Source organism: Comamonas sp. MYb21 (assembly GCF_037479395.1).
Taxonomy (GTDB): domain Bacteria; phylum Pseudomonadota; class Gammaproteobacteria; order Burkholderiales; family Burkholderiaceae_C; genus Comamonas.
This window is the reverse complement of sequence record NZ_JBBGZC010000008.1, coordinates 63,007-85,699: the sequence shown is the minus strand read 5'-3', so window position 1 is coordinate 85,699 and position 22,693 is coordinate 63,007. Positions and strand designations below refer to the sequence as shown.

Here is a 22,693-nt window from a genome sequence, read left to right as displayed (position 1 = left end):
ACCGCAAGTTCACCCCTCAACCGGCCCTGCCTAACGGCAAGAGCCTGCCTACTGCTGGCCGCGGCCAACAGGTCAGCCGTGCCCGTGGCACTGCTACCCGTTCCAAGAAGAACCCAGGCAAGCGTACGCACAAGGGCGGTTAATACCGCCTACCGGTTTGCCCCGTCCGCATGCCGCGCTTGCCACGATCAGGCGCGGCATGCGGATGGTGCTTTTTCGGTAAGGATGAGCCCGCATCAGCGGGCTTTTTTGCGTCTGTCTGAAGGGATTGTCAGCGCTGCAAGCGGCGGCGCAGCTCCAGCACCTCTTCCATCAGGTCGACGGTCAGCGCGGCCAACTGGGGGTCGGCATCATAGGTGTGCTCCAGCAGCGCCACACGGCGCGCGCGCACGATGCAGGTGGCCGCGAAGCGCCAGCTGGTGACGGCTTCGGGGTTGCGTGTGCCGGTGCTGGGGGTGAGCACGCCATCGACGACGCGGGCCTGCACCCAGTCCAGGTTGCGCTGGCAGGCCTGGGCCAGGCTGGCCGCATCGAGGCTGTCGTCGTCAATGATCTGCAAGCTGCTGGTGTGTACGGTCGTGTAGTGGGGCATGGTCACACTCCTTGGCGAGGCTGGTAGTGGGGAAAGGCCTGGGCAAAGGCCGCGTAGGCAGCGCGCTCTTGCTCGGTCGTGGCCGGTGGTATGTGCAGTTGCAGCTCCAGGTACAGATCACCTGGCGTGGCAGCGGGCAGGCCCTTGCCCTTGATGCGCAGCTTGCGCCCGGCCGACCAGCCCGCAGGAATCGTCACTTCCAAGGTGCCGGCCGGCGTCTTGACCTCCGCGCTACCACCCAAAGCCGCTTCCCAGGGGCTGACGGGCATCGGCATATAGACATCCTTGCCTTCGGCACGCCAACGCTTGTCGGGGCGAAAGTGCACTTCGAGCAAGAGATCGCCTGCGGGCCCACCCTGGTAGCCGGGTCCGCCCTGGCCGGCCAGGCGAATCATCTGGCCCTCGCGCACCCCGGCAGGGATCTTCACTTGCAGCTGGCGCTCCTGGCTGCGTACTTCGCCATCCTCGGTCACTTCCTGGCCGTGCAGGGTCAGCATGCGTTCGCTGCCCTGGTAGCTGTCGGTCAGGTCCAGCTCGATGCTGGCGTGCTGGTCTTCGCCCCGCATCGCCGCACGTGGCCCGCCGCTGCCAGGGCCACCGCGCTGGGCGCGTGCCGCGTCGCCAAACATCTGGCGAAAGAAGTCGCTGTAATCGGCATCGCCCCCCATGCTCTGGCGGCGAAACTGGTAATCGCCGCTGTCAAAGCCCTCTGCGCTGCGGAAGGGGTTGCCCGCGCCTGCTGCAAAGCCGCGCGGCGCGTCGAGCATCGCGTCGTATTCGGCACGCTTTTGCGCATCCGACAGCACCGCATTGGCCTCGTTGACCTCGGCCATGCGCTGGGCGGCGTCTTTTTCCTTGCTCAGGTCCGGGTGGTATTTGCGGGCGAGCTTGCGAAATGCTTTTTTGATCTCGTCTGCGCCGGCCTTTTTGTCCACGCCCAGAACGTCGTAGTAGTTTTTCGAATCCATGCCTGCTCCCGAAGATATGGCAGTTTGCTGTTGTACAGGCAACTGCCCAATGGCTGATGACTTCCTAGAACTTAGTTGCTTTTGGGTCTGATTCAAGTCAGAGAAGCGCGTATTCTCAAAGGCAGCAGGGCCCTCGGATACCGCAATGGTGGTACAAATACGCCTTTGTGTGTGGGATGGGTTGTGTATGACCGAGGCTGCGACGGCGCCCTGGCTGGTGGTGTGTTTGTGCGCGCAGTGGTGTGGTACCTGTGGCCAGTACCAGCCTGCCTTTGATGCGCTGGCCAAGGAGTTGCCCGGCATGGCCTTTGTCTGGCTGGATGTCGAGGACGAGGAAGAGGCGCTGGGCGAGCTCGATATCACCACCTTCCCCACGGTGCTGCTGGGGCGCGGCACCGAAGCCATGTTCCTGGGCCCCGTTCTGCCCCAGCCTGGTGTGCTGCAGCGCATGCTGGAGCGTTTTTCGCAAGGTGACGCACAGGCCTTGCCCCCCGGCGATGAAGCCCATGCGCTGCTGCAGCGCACCGCGGCCATCGTGCAGGCGCGCAATACGCAGACTTAGTCGTTCGCACGCCTAAAAGCCACTTCGCATCATTGCATCGATACTGGTTTGCCCCTATAATTGATGTCTACACGACCAACTGGGCGGTGCCAACCGCCCATTTTTTTTGGTCGCATGTTTTTCAGCTCGATGCTGCGGAATGTGTAACATTCCGTGGTTCTCGGGTTTTTTGTATTTGCGGGATAAATAGCACACGTGAGCTTGCAAGAAACCACCCTACAAACGGTGAGCGGCCTGGGCTACGACTTGGTGGAGATCGAACGCTCTGCCAGCGGCCTTTTGCGCATCACCATCGACCTGCCTTGGAATGCGGATGAAGTCCGCCCGGAAGGCGTGCCAGAGCAGTTTGTGACGGTGGAGGATTGCGAGAAGGTCACCCGCCAGCTGCAGTTTGCACTGGAAGTCGATGGCGTGGAATACAAGCGCCTGGAAGTGTCCTCGCCCGGTATTGACCGTCCATTGCGCCATGAGCAGGATTTCATCCGCTTTGCCGGCGCGGTGGTGGACCTGACGCTGAAGGAGTCCATCGGTGCAGCTGCCGAGGGCACGACCATCAGCGCCAATCGCAAGAAGTTTCGGGGCACGCTCGAGCGTACCGAGGCAGGTGGCTGGCAGATCGTCTGGAGCGATGCACCGCCTGTGAAGCCCGGTGCCCGCGTGAGCAAGAAGCGCCCACCGGCACCGCTGCAAAGCCTGGGTTTTACGCTCGATGAGTTGCGTGAAGCGCGTCTGGCACCCATCGTGAGCTTCAAGGGCAGGGCGGCAGCAGGTGCTGCCGACGAACCCCAGGCCTGAGTGGCCCCGCACATGGTGGCGCTGATGATGCCGCCTTCTGGTTAAAGATTGAAATAGGAGAGTCGTCGCATGAATCGCGAATTGTTGATGCTGGTGGATGCCATCGCGCGCGAAAAGAACGTAGAGCGCGATGTGGTGTTCGGCGCTGTGGAATCTGCCCTGGCCCAGGCTACAAAGAAGCTGTATCCCGGCGAAGTGGATGTGCGTGTGGCTATCGATCTCGATACCGGCGACTACGACACCTTCCGCCGCTGGCTGGTGGTGCCCGATGATGCGGGCCTGCAAAACCCTGACGCCGAAGAAATGCTGATGGATGCCGTTGACCGCAAGGCAGACGCGCAGGTGGGCGACTATATCGAAGAGCAGATCGAGTCGGTGCCTATCGGCCGTATCGGTGCCATGGCGGCCAAGCAGGTGATCCTGCAAAAGATCCGTGACGCCGAGCGCGAGATGCTGCTCAACGACTTCATGGCACGCGGCGACAAGATCTTCAACGGCACCGTCAAGCGCATGGACAAGGGCGACATCATTGTCGAGTCCGGCCGCGTGGAAGGCCGCTTGAAGCGCGGTGAAATGATTCCGAAGGAAAATCTGCGCAATGGTGACCGCGTTCGCGCGATGATCATGGACGTGGACCTGACCCTGCGCGGCGCGCCGATCCTGCTCTCGCGCTCTGCGCCCGAGTTCATGGTCGAGCTGTTCCGCAACGAAGTGCCCGAAATCGAGCAAGGCCTGCTGGAGATCAAGAGCTGCGCCCGTGACCCTGGCAGCCGCGCCAAGATCGCCGTGCTCAGCCACGACAAGCGCATTGACCCGATCGGCACCTGCGTTGGCGTGCGCGGCAGCCGCGTGAACGTGGTGACCAATGAGCTCGCCGGCGAGCGCGTGGACATCGTGCTGTGGTCCGAGGACCCGGCCCAGTTCGTGATCGGCGCGCTGGCTCCGGCCAATGTGTCCTCGATCGTGGTGGACGAAGAAAAGCATGCCATGGATGTGGTGGTGGACGAGGAAAACCTCGCGATCGCCATCGGCCGTGGTGGTCAGAATGTGCGTCTTGCCTCCGATCTGACGGGGTGGAAGATCAACATCATGGACGCGGCCGAATCGGCCCAGAAGCAGGAAGAGGAAACCAGCACTTCCCGCAAGCTGTTCATGGAAAAGCTGGATGTGGATGAGGAAATCGCTGACATCCTGATCGAAGAAGGTTTCTCCAGCCTGGAAGAAGTGGCCTATGTGCCGCTGCAGGAAATGCTGGAAATCGAGAGCTTCGACGAAGAGACCGTCAATGAGCTTCGCACGCGCGCCAAGGATGCGCTGCTGACGATGGAAATCGTCCACGAAGAGAGTGTTGCCCGTGTTTCCCAAGCGTTGCGTGATCTGGAAGGGATGACGCCTGAGTTGGTAGCCCAGCTGGAAGCTGGTGGAATCCACACGCGTGACGACCTGGCCGATTTGGCCATTGATGAATTGACCGAGCTGACCGGACAGTCTGCCGATGACGCAAAAGCCTTGATCATGAAGGCCCGCGAACATTGGTTTGATGGACAGGAATAAGGTCAGGAGGCACGGAACAAGATATGTCGAGTAATACTGTCGCCGAGTTCGCTGTTGAACTCAAGAAATCACCGGATACATTGCTGGAACAACTGCAAGCCGCAGGCGTGTCCAAGCACGATGCATCCGATGCACTGACTGAAACGGACAAACAAGCGCTGTTGTCCCATCTGCAGGCCGCCCACGGCGCTGCCGACCGCAAGAAGATCACATTGACCAAGAAATCTACCAGCGAGATCAAACAAGCCGACGCCACGGGCCGGGCGCGCACCATCCAGGTGGAAGTGCGCAAGAAGCGGACCTTCGTCAAGCGTGACGAGGTGGCAGACGCCGATTCCGACGAAGCCCTCAAGCACGCCGAAGCCAAGCAAAAGGAAGCCGAACACAAGGCTGACCTGGTCAAGCGCGAAGAGGAAGCCCGCCGCGAAGTGGACCTGATCGGCAAGCAGGAAGCCGATCTGGTGCAGCAGCGTGCCGAGCGCGCCGAGCGTGAAGAGCGCGAGCGCAAGGAACGTGAGGCGGAAGAGCGCGCCGCTGCCTACGTGGCCAAGACGCAAGAGCGCAAGGCCCAGGAAGCTGCCGAGCAGGAAGAAGCTGCGCGCCGCCACGCCCAGGAGCTGGCTGCCCGCAACGAAGCCCAGGCTGAAGCCAAGAAAAAGGCCGAAGACGAATCCAAGGCCCGCGAGGCGGAGGAAACCGCGCGCGCAGTCGATCTGGACGAGCGCCGCCGCAAGGCCCTGGCCGAGGCAGAAGCCATTCGCGCCATGATGAACGCGCCCAAGAAGGTGCTGGTGGCCAAGAAGCCTTCGGAAGAGAAGAAGGAAGTCAAGGCCGCTGATGCCAAGAAGGGCACCTTGCACAAGCCTGCCACGACCGGCACTGGCGCGGCCAAGCCTGCCGCTGGCGCAGCGCCTGGCAACAAGGAAGTCAAGTCGGCCAAGCTGTCCTCGAGCTGGAGCAACCAGAACGACAGCAACGGCAAGAAGAAAGAACTCAAGACCCGTGGTGATTCCTCGGGTGGTGTGGCCGGTCGCGGCAACAACTGGCGCTCGGGCCCCCGTGGCGGCCGTCGCGGCAATGACCGCAACGACCACCGTGGCGCCCAATCGGCGGCACCGGTGGAAGCACGCGTGCTCGACGTCTATGTGCCCGAGACCATCACCGTGTCCGAGCTGGCCCACAAGATGGCCATCAAGGCATCCGAGGTGATCAAGTCGCTGATGAAGATGGGCCAGATGGTCACCATCAACCAGCCACTGGACCAGGACACCGCGATGATCGTCGTGGAAGAAATGGGCCACAAGGCGCATATCGCCGCACTGGACGATCCGGAAGCGTTCACCGCCGAAGAAGAATCCCAGGCCGAATCCGAAGCGCTGCCACGCGCGCCGGTCGTGACCGTGATGGGCCACGTCGACCACGGCAAGACCTCGCTGCTGGACTACATCCGCCGCAGCAAGGTCGCTGCGGGCGAAGCCGGCGGCATTACGCAGCACATCGGTGCCTACCACGTGGAAACCCCACGCGGCATGATCACCTTCCTGGACACCCCTGGTCACGAGGCCTTCACGGCCATGCGTGCCCGTGGTGCACAGTCGACCGACATCGTGATTCTGGTGGCCGCTGCCGACGACGGCGTGATGCCCCAGACCAAGGAAGCGATCAAGCACGCCAAGGCCGCTGGTGTTCCTATCGTGGTGGCCATCACCAAGGCTGACAAGCCCGATGCCAACCCCGAGCGCGTCAAGCAGGAGCTGGTGGTCGAGCAAGTGGTGCCCGAAGAGTACGGTGGTGACTCGCCTTTCGTGGCCGTGTCGTCCAAGACCGGCCAAGGCATTGACGAGCTGCTCGAGCAAGTGCTGCTGCAGGCCGAAGTGCTGGAACTCAAGGCACCGGTGGAAGCCAATGCCAAGGGTCTGGTGATCGAAGCCCAGCTGGACAAGGGCCGCGGCCCGGTGGCCACGGTGCTGATTCAGTCCGGTACCTTGAAGGTGGGCGATATCGTGCTGGCCGGTCAAACCTATGGCCGCGTGCGTGCCATGGTCGACGAAGACGGCAAGGTTGCCAAGGAAGCCGGTCCATCGCTGCCCGTTGAAATCCAGGGTCTGTCGGATGTGCCGCAAGCTGGTGACGACTTCATGGTGCTGCCCGATGAGCGCCGCGCCCGTGAAATCGCGACCTACCGCGCTGGCAAGTTCCGCAATACCAAGCTGGCCAAGCAACAAGCGGCCAAGCTGGAGAACATGTTCGCCGAAATGGGTGCGGGCAACGTGCAATCGCTGCCGATCATCATCAAGGCCGACACCCAGGGTTCGCAAGAAGCACTGGCTGCCTCCTTGCTCAAGCTGTCGACCGACGAGGTCAAGGTGCAGATGGTCTACACCGGCGTGGGCGGTATCAGCGAGTCGGATGTGAATCTGGCGCTGGCCTCCAAGGCGATCGTGATCGGTTTCAACGTGCGTGCCGATGCGCAAGCGCGCAAGACCGCCGAGAGCAACGATGTCGATATCCGCTACTACAACATCATTTACGACGCTGTCGATGAGTTGAAGGCGGCCATGTCCGGCATGCTCGCTCCCGAGCAACGCGAAGAGATCATCGGTATGGCCGAGATCCGCACCGTGTTCGTGGCCTCCAAGATCGGCACTGTGGCTGGTTCGTACATCACCCAGGGTCACGTTACCCGCAATGCACACTTCCGTCTGCTGCGCGACAACGTGGTCATCTACACCGGTGAGATCGACTCGCTGCGCCGCCTCAAGGACGACGTCAAGGAAGTCAAGGAAGGCTTCGAGTGCGGTATCAAGCTCAAGAACTACAACGACATCAAAGAAGGTGATATGTTGGAAGTCTTTGAGATCAAGGAAATCGCTCGTACGCTGTAATTTCCGATGGCAACTCGCAAGAAAACTGCTGCGCCCAATCGCAGCTTCAAAGTCTCCGACCAGATCCAGCGGGATCTGTCGGAGCTGATCGCCCGTGAGTTGAAGGACCCACGTGTGGGCATGGTGACGCTGCAAGCCGTTGAGGTGACGCCGGACTATGCCCACGCCAAGGTCTATTTCAGCTTGCTGATCGGTGACCCCGACCAGACCCAGGACGCACTGAACCAGGCAGCTGGCTTCTTGCGCAATGGCCTGTTCAAGCGCCTGCATATCCACACCGTGCCGACCCTGCACTTCATCTACGACCGCACCACCGAGCGTGCCGCCGACATGAATGCCTTGATCGCCAAGGCCGTGGCATCGCGCGGACCCGAGGAAGGCTGATCGCATGCATGCCTCTCGCACACGGGTGCAGCGGCGCCCTGTGCACGGGGTGTTTCTGCTCGATAAACCCATTGGCCTGTCCAGCAACGACGCTTTGCAAAAAGTGAAGTGGCTGCTGCGCGCCGAAAAAGCGGGCCATACCGGCACGCTCGACCCATTGGCCACGGGTGTGCTGCCGCTGTGTTTTGGCGCGGCCACCAAGTTCAGCCAATTGCAGCTCGATGCCCCCAAGACCTATGAGGCCCTGGTACACCTGGGTGCCACCACCACCACCGGCGACGCCGAGGGTGAGCTGCTGCAGACCTGGGCGGTGGATGCGCCCGCGCTGACGCCCGAGAAACTGGCCGCCGTGGCGGCCCGCTTCACCGGCCCCATCAGCCAGGTGCCGCCGATGTACAGCGCGCTCAAGCGCGATGGCAAGGCCCTCTACGAATACGCCCGCGCCGGCATCACGCTCGAGCGTGAGCCGCGCGCTGTCACCATCTTGCATCTGACGCTGTCGCGTGTGCAAGAAGAGCAGGCCTTTGTCGCGCTCAAGATGACGGTGCGCTGCAGCAAGGGCACCTATGTGCGTACGCTGGCCGAGGATATTGGCCAGGCGCTGGGCTATGGCGCGCATTTGCGCAGCCTGCGCCGCATAGAAACCGGTGGGATCGACCTGTCCCGCTGTATCAGCCTGCAAACCCTGGAAGCGACGCCCGATGCGGAGCGCCTGCACACCGTGTTGCCTGTCGACACGTTGCTGGCAGCGCACACCCGTGTCACGCTCGATGGTGATAATGCAGGCAGATTTTTGTCCGGCTTGCGCCGGCGGGGTGAATGGGCCGATGCCGATGCAGTGGCCGTTTACGGAGAAGAGCCTCCTGCGCTTTTGGGTGTGGCACACATCCGGGCGCGCGAGCTCATTCCCGACCGCCTCTTAAGCCCCGTCGAGATTCAACAAATTTTGGAAGGAACGCCGCGCCCACAAGCCAGCGGCATTTTGGAAACATCATGAGCAAACAAATCCGCAATATTGCGATCATCGCCCACGTTGACCATGGCAAGACGACCATGGTGGACCAGCTGCTGCGCCAGTCTGGTACCTTCGCCGAACACGAAAAAGTCGTGGACACCGTGATGGACAACCACGCCATCGAACGTGAGCGCGGCATTACCATTCTGGCCAAGAACTGCGCCGTGTCTTGGAACGACACCCACATCAACATTCTCGACACCCCTGGTCACGCGGACTTCGGTGGTGAAGTGGAACGCGCGCTGTCCATGGTGGACGGTGTGGTGCTGCTGATCGACGCGCAAGAAGGCCCCATGCCCCAAACGCGTTTCGTGACCAAGAAGGCACTGGCCCTGGGTCTGAAGCCTATCGTGGTGGTGAACAAGGTCGACAAGCCCGGTGCCAACCCCGACAAGGTCGTGAACGCTGCGTTCGACCTGTTCGACAAGCTGGGCGCGACCGATGAACAGCTGGACTTCCCTGTGGTGTACGCCTCGGGCATCAACGGCTGGTCGTCGAAGGAAGAAGGCGAGCCAGGCGCGCAATGGGGCCCCGACATGTCGGCCCTGTTCGAAACCATTCTGGAACACGTGCCTGCTGTGCAGGGCGACGCGACTGCACCGCTGCAGATGCAAGTCTCCGCACTGGACTACTCCACGTTCGTGGGCCGTATCGGCGTGGGCCGTATCACCCAGGGCACGCTCAAGCCCGGTCAGCAAGTGGCCGTGATGGCCGGCCTGGACGGCAAGAGCTACACCGGCAAGATCAACCAGGTCCACACCTTCCAAGGTATTGACCGCGTGCAAGCGACCGAAGCCGGTCCTTCCGAGATCGTGCTGATCAGCGGTATCGAAAACATCGGTATCGGTGAGACCGTGACCGACCCGGCCAATCCACAGCCTCTGCCGATGCTGAAGATTGACGAGCCGACGCTGACCATGAACTTCTGCGTGAACACCTCGCCTCTGGCAGGTCGTGAAGGCAAGTACGTGACCAGCCGCCAGATCTGGGACCGCCTGCAAAAGGAGTTGCGCTCCAACGTGGCCCTGCGCGTCAAGGAAACCGACGAAGACGGTATCTTTGAAGTGGCTGGCCGTGGTGAACTGCACCTGACCATTCTGCTCGAAGAAATGCGCCGCGAAGGGTATGAGCTGGCCGTGTCCAAGCCACGCGTCGTGATGCAAATGATCGACGGCGTGCGCAACGAGCCTATCGAGCTGGTGACGGCTGACATCGAAGAAGGCCACCAAGGCGGCGTGATGCAAGCCCTGGGCGAGCGCAAGGGCGAGCTGGTGAACATGGAACCCGATGGCCGCGGTCGCGTCCGTCTGGAATACCGCATTCCGGCCCGTGGCCTGATCGGCTTCACCAACGAATTCCTGAACCTGACCCGTGGTTCCGGCCTGATCGCCAACATCTTCGACAGCTACGAGCCACACAAGGGCGAAATCGGCGGCCGCAAGAACGGTGTGCTGATCTCGATGGACGACGGTGAAATCTTCACCTACGCGCTGGGCAAGCTCGACGACCGTGGCCGCATGTTCGTCAAGCCCAACGACCCTGTGTACGAAGGCATGATCGTCGGTATCCACAGCCGTGACAACGACCTGGTGGTGAACGCCACGCGTACCAAGCAGCTGACCAACTTCCGCGTGAGCGGCAAGGAAGACGCGATCAAGATCACGCCTCCTATCGAGCTGTCGCTGGAATACGGCGTGGAGTTCATCGAAGAAGACGAGCTGCTGGAAATCACCCCCACCAGCCTGCGCGTGCGCAAGCGCCACCTGAAGGAACACGACCGCAAGCGCGCATCGCGCGAAAACGCATAATCTGCGTTGCGACGTGATCCAACACCAGCAAAGGCCGCATCTGCGGCCTTTTTTGCGTCTTAGACTTGCTGAAAGTAGGCGGGCGAACTGTGGCGAACACGACACTCGCGGCATGGCGCTGCCAACATCAAATGATAGAATTGAACTATTAATTTAATAATATAAATTAATAAATATTAACAATTTGCGAGGCCGATTTTCGGCCTTCGTCTTTGTTTTTGAGCAATCGATGCGGGCCGATTTGCGCCATTTGTGCGATCTATACCGCACGTGCTTGATGACCCCATCGATATCCATCGGTAGCCAAAGTCTGCCGTTCATCCTTGTTATTTCTTCATGGAGTAGTTCGCTTTGAAGTTCCATTATTTGGCAGTGTTAGCTGCAGTGTCGCTGTCCGGCTGTGTCAGCAACCCATCGACTTCGTCAACCGATGCCAAGCCCCAGGATCTGGTGCAGGCCATCCAGATCTTTGAACAGGTCTGCATCAAGCAGGCCCCGTCCTTTGCGGGCTCGATCCAGGCAGCAGCCGAGTTCGGCGTCAAGGATGTCATGGATGGGGGATTTGCCACATTTGCGTCTAAACCCGACAAGAGCCTGACTGTGCAGGTCAAAGAGGGACGAGAGTGCGCTGTAACCACGCCTTCGCAGCGCGACAGAACGCTGAGCAAACAGCTGCTGTCCGTTATTCAGAAATATTCCACCACCACGGTGGCGACACGCATCCCAACCCAGGGAACCATTGAAGGCACAAGCTTCCTGTTCCACCACGACCGCAAGGGTGGCGAGGCCTTTGTCATGCTGGCCAAGGATGGCGTCAAGAAGTAAAGGGCTTCAGCTCGTATGTTCATCACTGTCCCAAGCTCAGCAGCAGCTCCTTCAAACGCTGGGCAGTAGCCACCGGCTGGCGCTGGTTCAAGGCCAGCGCAATGCCGATCTGGGGCAGGTGCTGGGTGTCGGTCAGCTCGCGGAAGATGACGCCGGGTGTCGCGGCCTTGGCGACCACGGCCGGCACCAGGGCCACGCCCAGGCCGGCGCCCACCAGGCTCACCAAGGTCTGGGCCTGCACGGCATGCTGCTTGATCTGCGGCATAAAGCCGGCGTTCTGGCAAGCCAGCACCACGAGGGCATGCAGGCCCGGCACCTCGCTGGGGCGGTAGTTCACAAAGGGCTGGTCGGCCAGGTCGATCAGCCGCAGGCTGTCCTTGATCTGCAGCGGGTTGCCTGCGGGCAGGGCGGCAATCAGGCGGTCGGGCTCGACGGGGGTGATGGACAGTTCGGTGGCCTGCGTGACGGGGTAGCGCAGCAGACCGGCATCAAAATCGCCGCTGGCGACCTGGGCGCAGATCTCGCGCGTCGTGGATTCGGTCAGCACCAGGTCAATCGCAGGGTGGGCGGCACGAAAGGCCTGCACCAGCTGCGGAATCAGCGAGAACGTGGCCGAGCCGATAAAGCCGATATGCAGGCGCCCCAGCTCGCCACTAGCGGTGGCCTGCGACACGGCCTGCACCTGGCGCGCATGGTAGAGCGCGAGCTTGGCGCTCTCCAAAGCAGCCCGGCCCGCGCCCGACAGCACGGTGCCGCGCCGGTCACGCTCGAACAGCTGCACGCCCAGGTCGTCTTCGAGCTTGCGGATTGACTGCGACAGCGGCGGCTGCGACATATGCAGCTGCTCGGCGGCCTGGCGGTAGTTCAGGGTTTGCGCCAGGGTGACAAAGTGGCGCAGTTGGCGCAAGTCCATTGATATCTCCTGTGTATCAGTACCTGTCAATTGCGACATAGACACAGCTGTGAAACATATCAAATAATGCCATTCATCGCTATCACCACAACGACGGAGACAAGCCTTGAGTGCATTGACAGGCCTGCGGGTGCTGGACCTTTCCAGCGTGATTTTCGGGCCGCTGGCCAGCCAGGTGCTGGCCGATTACGGCGCCGAGGTGATCAAGATCGAGCCGCCTGGCGGCGACTCCACGCGCTACACCGGGCCGGCGGCCGAAGCCGGTATGTCGGCGCTGTTCATGGGCTCCAACCGCAGCAAGAAAAGCGTGGTGCTGGACCTCAAGGCGCCCGAAGCCCAGGCAGCGCTGCATGCGCTGCTCAAGACCGCCGATGTCTTCATGCACAGCATGCGGCCGCAAAAGCTCGCCAAGCTGGGGCTCGACCCAGTGCGGCTGCGCGCCCAGTACCCGCGCCTGGTCTATGTGGGCCTGCATGGCTTTGGTGAGGACGGCCCCTATGCCGGCCTGCCGGCCTATGACGATGTGATCCAGGGCATGAGCGGCCTGGCCGACCTGATGGAGCGCCAGACCGGTGAGGCCCGCTACCTGCCCACGATTGCGGCCGACAAGACCTGTGGCCTGGTGGCAGCGCATGCGGTGATGGCGGCCTTGTTCCAGCGCGAGCGCACGGGCGAGGGCAGCTTTGTCGAGGTGCCGATGTACGAGACCATGGTGGGCTTCAACCTGGTCGAGCATTTCTACGGCATGCATTTTGAGCCCGCGCTCAGCGGCGCTGGCTACCCGCGCGTGATGGCGCCTTGGCGCAAGCCCTACAAGACCTTGGACGGCCATGTCTGCATGATGCCCTACACCGATGGCCACTGGCGCCGCTTTTTTGCCGCCGTGGGCCAGGCGGAGCTGGCGCAGGACGAGCGCTTTGCCACCCAGGCCCAGCGCACCCGCCATATCGCGACCCTGCTGGAGACCATGAGCAGCTATGTCGCGCAAAAGGACACCGCCTACTGGCTGCAAACCTGCGAGGAGCTGGAAATTCCCGCCGCCCCCGTCGCCCGCATGGACGACCTGCCGCGCGACCCGCACCTCCAGGCCACCGGCTTTTTTGTCGAGCAGCACGACCCCGCCATGGGCACCGTTCGCTTTCCGCGCTCTTCCGTGCGCATCGATGGCGCGCAGGCGCCCATCGGCATGCCGCCGCGCCTGGGTGAGCACACCGAGCAGCTGCTGCGCGAAGCGGGTTGGGACGATGCCCGCATTGCGGCGTTGCAGCCCTCGGTGGCTGAATGAAATGCAGAAAGTAAAAACACCATGACCGCCCATAACTGGATTTCTTCGACCGACAACCGCGCAGCCAAGCTGGCAGGCACTGCCCGCATGGGCCAGGGCTTTGTCTGGCAGGACCTGCAGGTCGGCCAGCAGCTGCGCACCTTTCGCCGCACGGTGACCGAGACCGACCTGGTCAATTTCATCAACACCACCGGCATGCTCGAGGCCATCTTTATCGAAGACGGCTACGACGGCGGCGCGATCCGGGGCCGCCCGGTGCCCGGTGCGCTCACCTACACCTTGATCGAAGGCTTCATCCTGCAAAGCATGATCCAGGGCACGGGCCTGGCGATGCTGGAGTTGCACCAGAAGATCCTGGGCCCGGTGGTGGTCGGAGACACGATCGAGGCGCTGGTGGAGGTGACCGATATCAAGCCGACCAGCAAAGGTGGCCGGGCGGTGGTGACTTCGCGCATCGAGGTCTACAACCAGCGCCAGGAGCAGGTGATGGTCTACACCGCCGTGCGCCTGCTCGCTGGGCGCTAGGCGATCACCGCAACCCGCGTCAGATGAAAAAACACATACAGGAGACAAAGATGCAATATGGTTTGGTACGTCGTTCCGCCTTGCTGGCCCTGGCGATGGTTGCTGTTGGTGGGGCCGCACAGGCGCAGGAGCCCTGGCCCAGCCGGCCGATCACCCTGGTCGTGCCGTTCCCGCCTGGGGGGCCTACCGATATGGTGGCCCGCGTGCTGGCCCAGCAGGTGGGCCAGCAGCTGGGGCAGACGGTGATCGTCGACAACCGGCCCGGTGCCAACGGCAATATTGGCAATGCGCTGGTGGCCAAGGCCGCCGCCGATGGCTATACGGTGCTCTACAACACCTCGTCGATTGCGCTCAGCCCCTCGCTGTACAAAAAGCTCAGCTATGACGTGGCCAAGGACCTGCGCCCGGTCGCATTGACGGCCGTGGTGCCGCTGGGCCTGGTAGTCAACCCCAAGGTGCCTGTCAGCACGGTGCAAGAGCTGGTGAAGTACGCGCAGGACAACAAGGGCAAGCTCTCCTACGGCTCGGCCGGTAATGGCAATGTCACCCACCTGGCCGCCTTTCAGGTGGTGCAGCACTATGGCATCGACGCCAGCCATGTGCCCTACAAAGGCAGCGCCCCGGCCGATGTGGACCTGGTGGCCGGCCAGATCGAGTTCATGACCGACACCATCAACTCGGTCGCGCCCTTCATCAAGGACGGCAAGCTCAAGCTGCTGGCAGTCAGCACCGCCCAGCGCATTCCGAATTTTCCGAACGCTCCCACCCTGGCCGAAAGCGGCATGACCGGCTTTGAGGCTGGTGCCTGGCAGGGCGTGATGGTACCAGCCAAGACGCCCGATGCCGTGGTGCAGCGGCTGAACGCAGAGCTGCTCAAGGCGCTGAAGGACCCAGGTGTGCTGGAGAAGCTGCGCGTGCAGGGCACCGAGCCGCTGGGTTCTACCCCGCAGGCCTATGGCGACTATATCCAGAGCGAGATCAAGCGCTGGGCCGGCGTGGTCAAGAGCACGGGCGTGTCCCTGGATTGAACGAAAGCGAAGACGATGACGATTTTGAACGGACTGGCGCTGACGCGCATTCCGCCCGAAGGCGAAGCGCTGCGCGCCCAGGTGCGTGCCTTTTTGCAAGAGGCGGTCAAAGACATTCCCGCCCATATCCGCGCCAAATCCTGGAGCGGCTACGACCCGGCCTTCAGCCGCAAGCTGGGCGAGAAGGGCTGGCTGGGCATGACCTTTCCCACCGCCTATGGCGGCCACGCGCAGGGTGCGTTTGCGCGCTATGTGGTGGTCGAGGAGCTGCTCAATTTTGGCGCCCCGGTCGGCTCGCACTGGATTGCCGAGCGCCAGAGCGCGCCCTTGATCCTGAAGTACGGCACCGAGGCGCAAAAGCAGCGCTATGTGCCGCCGGTGGCGCGCGGTGAGAGCTTTTTCTGCATCGGCATGAGTGAGCCCAATGCTGGCTCGGACCTGGCCAGCGTGCGCACGCGCGCCGTGCCCAACGATGCCGGCTGGCTGCTCAATGGCCAGAAGATCTGGACCACCAACGCCCAGCACTGCCAGTACATGATTGCGCTGGTTCGCACCTCGGGCGAAGCGGCGGATCGGCACAAGGGCCTGTCGCAACTGATCGTGGATTTGAGCCTGCCGGGCGTGACGGTGCGGCCCATCGAGGACATGTCGGGCGACCGCCATTTCTGCGAGGTCTTTTTTGACAATGTGCAGCTGGCCCCCGATGCGCTGGTGGGCGCCGAAGGCCAGGGCTGGGAGCAGGTGACGGCCGAGCTGGCCTTTGAGCGCAGCGGCCCCGAGCGCCTGTTTTCGTCGGTGGTGCTGCTGGACCAGTGGCTGGCTTTTTTGCGCACGCAAGCGGCGCCGCGGGCCGAATCGCTGAAGCTGGCCGGCCAGATCCTGGCGCGTCTGGCACCGTTGCGTGCGCTGTCGGTGGCGGTGCAGGAAAAGCTGGTGCAGGGCCAGAGCCCCATCGTCGAGGCTGCCCTGGTCAAGGACCAGGGCACGGTGCTGGAGCAGTTCATACCGGCTGCGATTGCCGATGACTTGATGGCGCTGGAGGGCGAAGCGGTGCCGCACGAGCTGCTGCTGACCCTGAACTACCTCACCCTGGTATCGCCGTGCTACACGCTGCGCGGCGGCACCCGCAGCATATTGCGCGGCATGATTGCGCGCGGCCTGGGCCTGCGTTGAGCGCAAGGAGAAAATGATGGACCATTTGATTACCGAGGCCCTGCGCGATTTGCTGACCGGGCAATGCACGCCCGCTGTGGTGCGCGCGATCGAGGGCGAAGTGGCTGCCAGCCAGAGCCCCGCCGCTGCGGCGCTGTGGCAGCAGATTGAAGACACCGGCTTTGCCGACCTGCTGCTGAGCGAAGAGGCTGGCGGCGCAGGCCTGGCCTTGCGCGATGCCTTTGGCGTCTGGGACTTGCTGGGCCAGCACGCGATGCCGCTGCCGCTGGCAGAGACCATGCTGGCGCGGGCCTGGCTGGCAGCTGCCGGTGTGGCGCTGCCGCAGGGCGCTATCGCCTTGGCACCAACGCTGGCGGCGGCTGAAGGTGGCCTGCGGGCCAGCGGTGTGCGCGGCGCCCGCGTGGCGCCATGGGTGCTGGGCCAGCAGGGCGCTGATCTGTGGTTGCTGCCGGCGGCCGCCGCGCAGGCCAGTGCCAGCATTTTTGTGCTCGATGCGGATCTGCACTGGCCTGAAGCCGCGCTGGCCTCGGCCACGCGCATGACGGCTGCCGCCTCCTTGCTGGTCGCACAGGCCGGGCTGGTGTCGGCCTTGCTCGCGGGCAGCCTGCTGACGGTGTTTGAGAGCACCTTGAACTTTGCCAACGAGCGCCAGCAGTTTGGCCGCCCGATTGGCAAGTTCCAGGCGATCCAGCATGAGCTGGCGGTGATGGCCGAGCATGTGAGCGCCGCACGCATGGCCGCGCAGATCGCCTGCGAGGCCGATGGCGTGGCCGCAGACCCGCTCAAGGTGGCCGTGGGCAAGGCGCGCACCAGCGAGGCTGCGGTGGAGGTGGCATCGCTCGCGCATTCGATCCACGGCGCGATTGGCTTTACCACCGAGTTTGACCTGCAGCTCTACACCCGCCGCCTGCACCTGTGGCGCCAGACCGCTGGCAGCGAAAGCTATTGGCAGCTACAGGCTGGCCAAGCATTGTTGGCGGCCGATGGCATGGCGCTCGATGTGATCCGCCAGATCACCGACAGCTGCACGCCCGTAGCCTGATTTGGCACCTGATTGACCGCAGCCCGCGCCGTTTTTCGGCTATGGTGGCGGTTGTTTTCAGAAGAACAAGGAGTCAAATCTTATGTCGGTCTACACCGAAGATGTGCAAAGCGAAGTGCGTGGCCAGCTGGGCTTGATCACGCTCAACCGGCCCAAGGCGCTGAACGCCTTGTCGCTGGCGATGGTGCGCGAGCTGCGCGATGTGCTGCTGCGCTGGCAGCAGGACGAGAAGGTGCTGGCCGTAGCGATCCGGGGCAGCAACAAGGAGGGCGCCTTTGGCGCTTTCTGCGCTGGCGGCGATATCCGCTTTTTGCATGCAGCGGGCATGGCAGGCAACCCCGAGCTGGAGGATTTCTTCAGCGAGGAATATGCGCTCAACCACCTGATCCACCATTTTGGCAAGCCCTATATCGCGTTCATGGACGGCATCGTGATGGGCGGCGGCATGGGCATCAGCCAGGGCGCAAGCCTGCGCATCGTCACCGAGCGCACCAAGATGGCCATGCCCGAGACCGCCATCGGCCTGTTCCCCGATGTGGGCGGCGGCTACTTCCTCTCGCGCTGCCCTGGCCATGTGGGCGAGTACCTGGGCCTGACCGGCCAGATGATCGGCGCGGCCGATGCGCTGGCCTACCAGCTGGCCGATGGCTACCTGGACAGCGCGCAGCAGCAGGCGCTGTGGGACGGGCTGGCCAGCGGCAGCTTTGCCAACGGCCAGGCCGTAGAAGCCTTTGTCAAAGCTACCCTGGCACCTCTACCTGAGCGCGCAGCCAACCCCGATGCCGAGATCGCCCAGTATTTTGGCCTGGCCGATGTGCCGGCCATCATCGCGGCGCTGGAGGCCGGCAGCAGCGACTTTGCCCGCACCACCGCCGAGACCCTGCGCAAGCGCTCGCCGCTGATGCTGTTTGTCGTGCTCGAGCAGATCCGCCGCGCACGCGGCATGGGCCTGGCCGAAGACCTGCGCATGGAGCGCGACCTGGTGCGCCACTGCTTCTATTTGCGCCCAGACCGCAAAAGCGAAACGCTCGAAGGCATCCGCGCGCTGGCGGTCGATAAGGACCACCATCCCCGCTGGAGCCCCGCCCGCATTGAAGAGGTGGACCTGCAGGAAGTGGCGCAGATGTTTGCCAGTCCTTGGCCGGTAGAGGCGCACCCGCTGCTGGCGCTGAACTAAGAGCCGCTACCACAACCCTTGATACGTCGTTGCCAAGCCTTGTCGTACGTCTGTACTGCCTGCGGCTTGACGCCTAGTCTCAACCGCAAACCTTCGGTTTGCTGGGTCGTGTTAGCAGCTCTAAGCCATCAGGGCTTGCGAGCCATACGAGGGCGTGCGTGAATACGTAGGCCCTTGCCGACTGTCAAAGGGCCTGGCGAATCGGTGTGCTATACCTTGGCATGTGATCCTCAGGTATCCATGAAAGGCAAGACCATGACGCATGCAGACTCCCAGGCCTCCTCGATCCGCGTGGAGGCCAATATCGGCGAAGGCTTTTGGCGCAAGGGCCCCCAAGACAGCCTGCCACCACCGGACATGATGGGCGCCTATATGCGCAACCGGCCGGTGCTGGGCGCGCCGGTCGTGGGGCGCAAGGCCTGGATCATCGGCAGCGGCATTGCCGGCCTGGCAGCCGCCTTCTACATGATCCGCGACGGCGGCATGGCGGGCGAAGACATCACCATCTTGGATACGCTGGATGTGACTGGCGGCTCGCTCGATGGCGCGGGCAATGCCGAGCAAGGCTATATCGTGCGCGGCGGCCGCGAGATGAACTGGAACTATGACAACTTCTGGGACCTGTTCCAGGATGTGCCGGCGCTGGAGCTGCCCGAGGGCTACAGCGTGCTCGACGAATACCGCTTCGTCAACGACAACGACCCCAACTGGTCCAAGGCCCGGCTGATGCACCAGCAGGGCAAGATCCGCGATTTCTCGACGCTGGGTCTGACCAAGGCGCACCAGTGGGAGATCGTCAAGCTGCTGCTCAAGCGCAAGGAGGAGCTCGACGACATCAGCATCGAGTCCTATTTCAGCGCCAGTTTTCTGGAGACCAATTTCTGGTACCTGTGGCGCTCGATGTTCGCGTTCGAGAACTGGCAAAGCCTGCTGGAGATGAAGCTCTACATGCACCGCTTCCTGGACGCCATCGATGGCCTCACCGATATGTCGGCGCTGGTGTTTCCCAAGTACAACCAGTACGACAGCTTTGTCGTGCCGCTGACGCGCATGCTCAAGGACAAGGGCGTGAAGGTGCAGTTCAACACCCGTGCCTATGACCTGGACATGAAGGACGATGCGGGCAGCCGCACGGTGACCGCGATCCGCTGCAAATCCGCAGGCCAGGAGGTTCAGATTGACGTCGGTCCCCATGATGTGGTGTTTGCGCTGACTGGCTCGATGACCGAGGGCACCGCCTATGGCGACCTGGACACCGCGCCGGTATTGGCGCGCGGTAATGAGGAGCCGGGCGAGGACAGCGACTGGACCCTGTGGAAGCGCCTGGCGGCCAAGTCGCCGGTGTTTGGCCGGCCCGAGAAGTTCTATGGCGATGTGAAGGGCTCGATGTGGGAGTCGGCCACCTTGACCTGCAAAGCCTCGCCGCTGATCGACAAGCTCAAGGAGCTGTCGGTCAACGATCCGTACTCGGGCAAAACGGTGACCGGCGGCATCATCACCTTCACCGATTCGAACTGGGTGATGAGCTTTACCTGCAACCGCCAGCCGCACTTCCCCGACCAGCCCGGCGATGTGCTGGTGCTGTGGGTGTATGCGCTGCTGATGGACAAAAAGGGCAACCATGTGGCCAAGACCATGCCCGAATGCACGGGCCGCGAGATTCTGGCCGAGCTGTGCTACCACCTGGGCATTGCCGACCAGATCGATGCGGTGGCGGCCAATACCAAGGTGCGCCTGGCCTTGATGCCTTACATCACGGCGCAGTTCATGCCCCGCGCTGCCGGCGACCGGCCCCATGTGGTGCCCGAGGGCTGCACCAACCTGGCCTTGGTCGGCCAGTTTGTCGAGACCAGCAATGACATCATCTTCACGATGGAGAGCTCGGTGCGCACCGCGCGCATCGGTGTCTACAGCTTGCTGGGCCTGCCCAAGCAGGTGCCAGACATCAGCCCCACGCAGTACGACATCCGCAACATCATCAAGGGCGCGCGGGCGCTGAATGGCAACCAGCCCTTTGTGGGCGAGCGCTTGCTGCACCGGGTGCTGGGCAAGACCTATTTCGCCCACATCCTGCCGCCGCTGCCCGAGAACGAGGAGACCTTGCGCGAGCGCGCGGAATCGGAGCTGGCGCAGCTGCTGGGTAAGGGCGGCCAGGCCTTGAGCAAGGTCTCCGCCTGGCTGGAGCGCTACAGCAGCAATCTGCGCGACAAGTCCAAATAAGCAGCACGCTGGACAGATCGCCCCAACGCAAAGAGGTGGCCGCAAGGCCACCTCTTGTTGTTTGCGCTAAGGGCTAAAGGCGCTGGCCAATCAAGGCTTGGCCAGCTTCCATACACCGCCGCCCATGCCATCGCCACGCTTGTCGCCTGCCTGGCTGTCTTTGGCAAAGTAGTACAGCGGCCAGCCCTTGTAGGCCCATTGCTGGGTGTTGTCGGTGCGGGTGATGATGCTGAAGTCACCAATCGGCTTGGCACCGGCGGCCACGCCCAGTGGCGGCCAGTTGGTGGCGCATTGCTGGTAGCAGGTGGATGCACCGCTGCCGGCAGTGTCCTTGGTGAAGGTGTAGAGCGTGCGGCCATCGGGGCCGACGAGCACGCCATCTGCGGATCGCACTGGCGTGCTCGTGTCCGCCGCTTTGTGGTGCATGGAGCCACAGGCGGTCAAAAGAACGGCGGACAGCGGAATGGCCAGTACAGCAAGCTTGGAGAACATAGACGGCACCCAGGTTGGTTGATGGTGTCCTCAATATAGGTGGGGGCGCTGGCCTGCCATGTCGGACAGATGCCCATCCTGGCCGCGCGCTGCGCCCAGCCGCCGGTCCGCTGTGTCGGGCCTTATCGCATGCGCTTGCCGGCAGCCAGGCCTTGGGCGGCAGCCAGCAGCACACTCCCCAGCACGACAAAGCCCAGCGCAATCGCTGCCGCATAGACCGCTACACCGCCAAAGCCACCGACATGGGCCGGGTTCAGAAAAGGGTAGGGGTACCAGCCCGTCAGCTGGCCGCGCAGCAAGGTGTAGAGGAGGTAGAGCGCCGGCAGGACCAGCGCCTTGCCCAGGGCCTTGCGTGCCAGCGGCGTGGCCGGCGGGGCGAGCAGCCAGTCGAGCACCACGGCGACCGGCATCAGGTAGTGCAGTACCGCGTTGATCCAGGCCTGCATCAGGCCCACATCCAGATTGCGCAGCAGCAAGGCAAACACCAGGCCGACAATGGCCATATTGAGCGCGGAGAAAAAACGCAACAGGCTGAGCCAGGGGCGTTCGCCATGCGCCGGTGTGCATGCACTGATCACCAGCACCAGCGCGGCCAACAGGTTGGACAGCACCGTGAAATAGCTGAAGAAGTTGGCAAAACGCAGGCCGTGCGCGGCATGCAGGGACAGCTGTTGGCCGATGGCCGCAAGGACCAGGGTGGCCAGGCCAAAGCGCGCAAGCCGCAGCAGTGTGAGCATGGCGGGGTCTCCCGTCAGAATGGAGCCGCTATCTTAGAGCCTGGATATACCTTTTCTCAGGCACTGGCGCCAAGGGAAAGTGGCAATCTGGGCCATCTGGTCTATCAGCGGTTATGCACCTTCATCGCGCGCTCGACCTCGCGCTTGCCTTCGCGGTCCTTGATCACATCGCGCTTGTCGTGCTCGGCCTTGCCCTTGGCCAGCGCAATATCGCATTTGGCCAGGCCGTTTTTCCAGTGCAGGTTGATGGGGACGAGGGTGTAGCCCTTTTGCTCGACCTTGCCGATCAGGCGCTTGATCTCGTCCTTCTTCATCAAGAGCTTCTTGATGCGTGCGGCATCGGGGCTCACATGGGTGGAGGCGGTCTTGAGCGGGTTGATCTGGCAGCCCATCAGAAAGAGCTCGCCGTTCTTGACCAGCACATAACCATCGGTGAGCTGGGCCTTGCCCTCGCGCAGCGCCTTGACCTCCCAGCCGTGCAGCACCATGCCCGCTTCGAAGCGTTCCTCAAAGAAATAGTTGAATGCAGCCTTCTTGTTATCGGCTATGCGGCTGTTGGTGTTGTTCGTCTTCGACATAATTGCAATATTAGGGGCAAAACGGCTTTCCCAAGTCCATAGGGCTGCTGGGGGCTGCGCTTTTTGTTCTGGTCTATGATTTTATGAATGTTTCGGGCCGCAGCCGGTTTGCTGCTGCGGCCCTCTCTCCTGTCT

21 protein-coding genes are annotated in these 22,693 nt (G+C 62.6%); 15 read left to right on the top strand and 6 right to left on the bottom strand.

Going from position 1 to position 22,693, the window contains the following annotated elements; translation table 11 throughout:
* Nucleotides 1-271: 271 nt before the first annotated feature.
* Both WH367_RS13115 and WH367_RS13110 read right to left on the bottom strand, forming a co-directional pair.
* Nucleotides 272-592: a MerR family transcriptional regulator gene (locus WH367_RS13115; protein ID WP_339536485.1), complete on the bottom strand. Its 321-nt coding sequence runs from the start codon at nt 590-592 to the stop codon at nt 272-274.
* A 2-nt stretch (nt 593-594) separates the two neighbouring features.
* Nucleotides 595-1,560 (bottom strand): DnaJ C-terminal domain-containing protein, encoded by a 966-nt coding sequence (locus tag WH367_RS13110; RefSeq protein ID WP_339536484.1) that lies wholly within the window; start codon nt 1,558-1,560, stop codon nt 595-597.
* Nucleotides 1,561-1,747: 187 nt separating this feature from the next.
* On the opposite strand from WH367_RS13110, the gene WH367_RS13105 reads away from it, so the two are divergent.
* The 8 genes from WH367_RS13105 to WH367_RS13070 all read left to right on the top strand — a co-directional run bounded on the left by WH367_RS13105 (nt 1,748) and on the right by WH367_RS13070 (nt 11,388).
* The gene (locus WH367_RS13105) at nt 1,748-2,122 is read left to right on the top strand and encodes a thioredoxin family protein (protein ID WP_339536483.1); all 375 of its coding nucleotides are present in this window, start codon (nt 1,748-1,750) and stop codon (nt 2,120-2,122) included.
* A gap of 195 nt (nt 2,123-2,317) precedes the next feature.
* On the top strand, nt 2,318-2,917 hold the full coding sequence (gene rimP / locus WH367_RS13100) for a ribosome maturation factor RimP (protein ID WP_021027865.1): 600 nt from the start codon (nt 2,318-2,320) through the stop codon (nt 2,915-2,917).
* A gap of 69 nt (nt 2,918-2,986) precedes the next feature.
* Complete coding sequence (gene nusA / locus WH367_RS13095; RefSeq protein WP_021027864.1) at nt 2,987-4,471, top strand: transcription termination factor NusA; 1,485 nt, start codon at nt 2,987-2,989, stop codon at nt 4,469-4,471.
* Between the two features lie 23 nt (nt 4,472-4,494).
* Nucleotides 4,495-7,356 (top strand): translation initiation factor IF-2, encoded by a 2,862-nt coding sequence (gene infB, locus WH367_RS13090; RefSeq protein WP_339536482.1) that lies wholly within the window; start codon nt 4,495-4,497, stop codon nt 7,354-7,356.
* Nucleotides 7,357-7,362: 6 nt separating this feature from the next.
* Nucleotides 7,363-7,740, top strand: a complete 378-nt coding sequence (rbfA, locus tag WH367_RS13085) for a 30S ribosome-binding factor RbfA (protein WP_021027862.1) — start codon at nt 7,363-7,365, stop codon at nt 7,738-7,740.
* A gap of 4 nt (nt 7,741-7,744) precedes the next feature.
* A complete protein-coding gene (gene truB, locus WH367_RS13080) occupies nt 7,745-8,737 on the top strand; it encodes a tRNA pseudouridine(55) synthase TruB (RefSeq protein WP_339536481.1) in 993 nt (330 codons plus the stop codon).
* Nucleotides 8,734-10,563: a translational GTPase TypA gene (gene typA / locus WH367_RS13075; protein ID WP_021027860.1), complete on the top strand. Its 1,830-nt coding sequence runs from the start codon at nt 8,734-8,736 to the stop codon at nt 10,561-10,563. The genes truB and typA overlap by 4 nt, the downstream gene beginning before the upstream one ends.
* A 351-nt stretch (nt 10,564-10,914) precedes the next feature.
* Nucleotides 10,915-11,388: a hypothetical protein gene (locus WH367_RS13070; protein WP_339536480.1), complete on the top strand. Its 474-nt coding sequence runs from the start codon at nt 10,915-10,917 to the stop codon at nt 11,386-11,388.
* Between the two features lie 22 nt (nt 11,389-11,410).
* Here the strand turns inward: WH367_RS13070 and WH367_RS13065 are convergent, their stop codons facing one another.
* Complete coding sequence (locus tag WH367_RS13065) at nt 11,411-12,301, bottom strand: LysR family transcriptional regulator (RefSeq protein ID WP_339536479.1); 891 nt, start codon at nt 12,299-12,301, stop codon at nt 11,411-11,413.
* 106 nt (nt 12,302-12,407) lie between these two features.
* On the opposite strand from WH367_RS13065, the gene WH367_RS13060 reads away from it, so the two are divergent.
* The 7 genes from WH367_RS13060 to WH367_RS13030 all read left to right on the top strand — a co-directional run bounded on the left by WH367_RS13060 (nt 12,408) and on the right by WH367_RS13030 (nt 20,751).
* A complete protein-coding gene (locus WH367_RS13060; protein ID WP_339536478.1) occupies nt 12,408-13,586 on the top strand; it encodes a CaiB/BaiF CoA transferase family protein in 1,179 nt (392 codons plus the stop codon).
* 87 nt (nt 13,587-13,673) lie between these two features.
* On the top strand, nt 13,674-14,111 hold the full coding sequence (locus tag WH367_RS13055; RefSeq protein ID WP_407928857.1) for a MaoC family dehydratase: 438 nt from the start codon (nt 13,674-13,676) through the stop codon (nt 14,109-14,111).
* Nucleotides 14,112-14,161: 50 nt separating this feature from the next.
* Nucleotides 14,162-15,139 carry a Bug family tripartite tricarboxylate transporter substrate binding protein gene (locus WH367_RS13050; RefSeq protein ID WP_339536477.1) on the top strand — a complete coding sequence of 326 codons (978 nt, stop codon included), beginning with the start codon at nt 14,162-14,164 and terminating at the stop codon, nt 15,137-15,139.
* Between the two features lie 15 nt (nt 15,140-15,154).
* Nucleotides 15,155-16,312 (top strand): acyl-CoA dehydrogenase family protein, encoded by a 1,158-nt coding sequence (locus tag WH367_RS13045; RefSeq protein ID WP_339536476.1) that lies wholly within the window; start codon nt 15,155-15,157, stop codon nt 16,310-16,312.
* Between the two features lie 13 nt (nt 16,313-16,325).
* On the top strand, nt 16,326-17,354 hold the full coding sequence (locus WH367_RS13040; protein ID WP_339536475.1) for an acyl-CoA dehydrogenase family protein: 1,029 nt from the start codon (nt 16,326-16,328) through the stop codon (nt 17,352-17,354).
* A gap of 82 nt (nt 17,355-17,436) precedes the next feature.
* Complete coding sequence (locus tag WH367_RS13035; protein ID WP_339536474.1) at nt 17,437-18,531, top strand: enoyl-CoA hydratase/isomerase family protein; 1,095 nt, start codon at nt 17,437-17,439, stop codon at nt 18,529-18,531.
* A gap of 255 nt (nt 18,532-18,786) precedes the next feature.
* Nucleotides 18,787-20,751, top strand: a complete 1,965-nt coding sequence (locus WH367_RS13030) for an oleate hydratase (protein ID WP_339536473.1) — start codon at nt 18,787-18,789, stop codon at nt 20,749-20,751.
* A gap of 90 nt (nt 20,752-20,841) precedes the next feature.
* Here WH367_RS13030 and WH367_RS13025 read toward each other — a convergent pair whose 3' ends face one another.
* The 3 genes from WH367_RS13025 to smpB form a co-directional block, all read right to left on the bottom strand.
* On the bottom strand, nt 20,842-21,243 hold the full coding sequence (locus WH367_RS13025) for a COG4315 family predicted lipoprotein (protein WP_027010979.1): 402 nt from the start codon (nt 21,241-21,243) through the stop codon (nt 20,842-20,844).
* 122 nt (nt 21,244-21,365) lie between these two features.
* Complete coding sequence (locus WH367_RS13020) at nt 21,366-21,980, bottom strand: Pr6Pr family membrane protein (RefSeq protein WP_339536472.1); 615 nt, start codon at nt 21,978-21,980, stop codon at nt 21,366-21,368.
* 104 nt (nt 21,981-22,084) lie between these two features.
* A complete protein-coding gene (smpB, locus tag WH367_RS13015; RefSeq protein ID WP_021027262.1) occupies nt 22,085-22,558 on the bottom strand; it encodes an SsrA-binding protein SmpB in 474 nt (157 codons plus the stop codon).
* Nucleotides 22,559-22,693 lie beyond the last annotated feature (135 nt).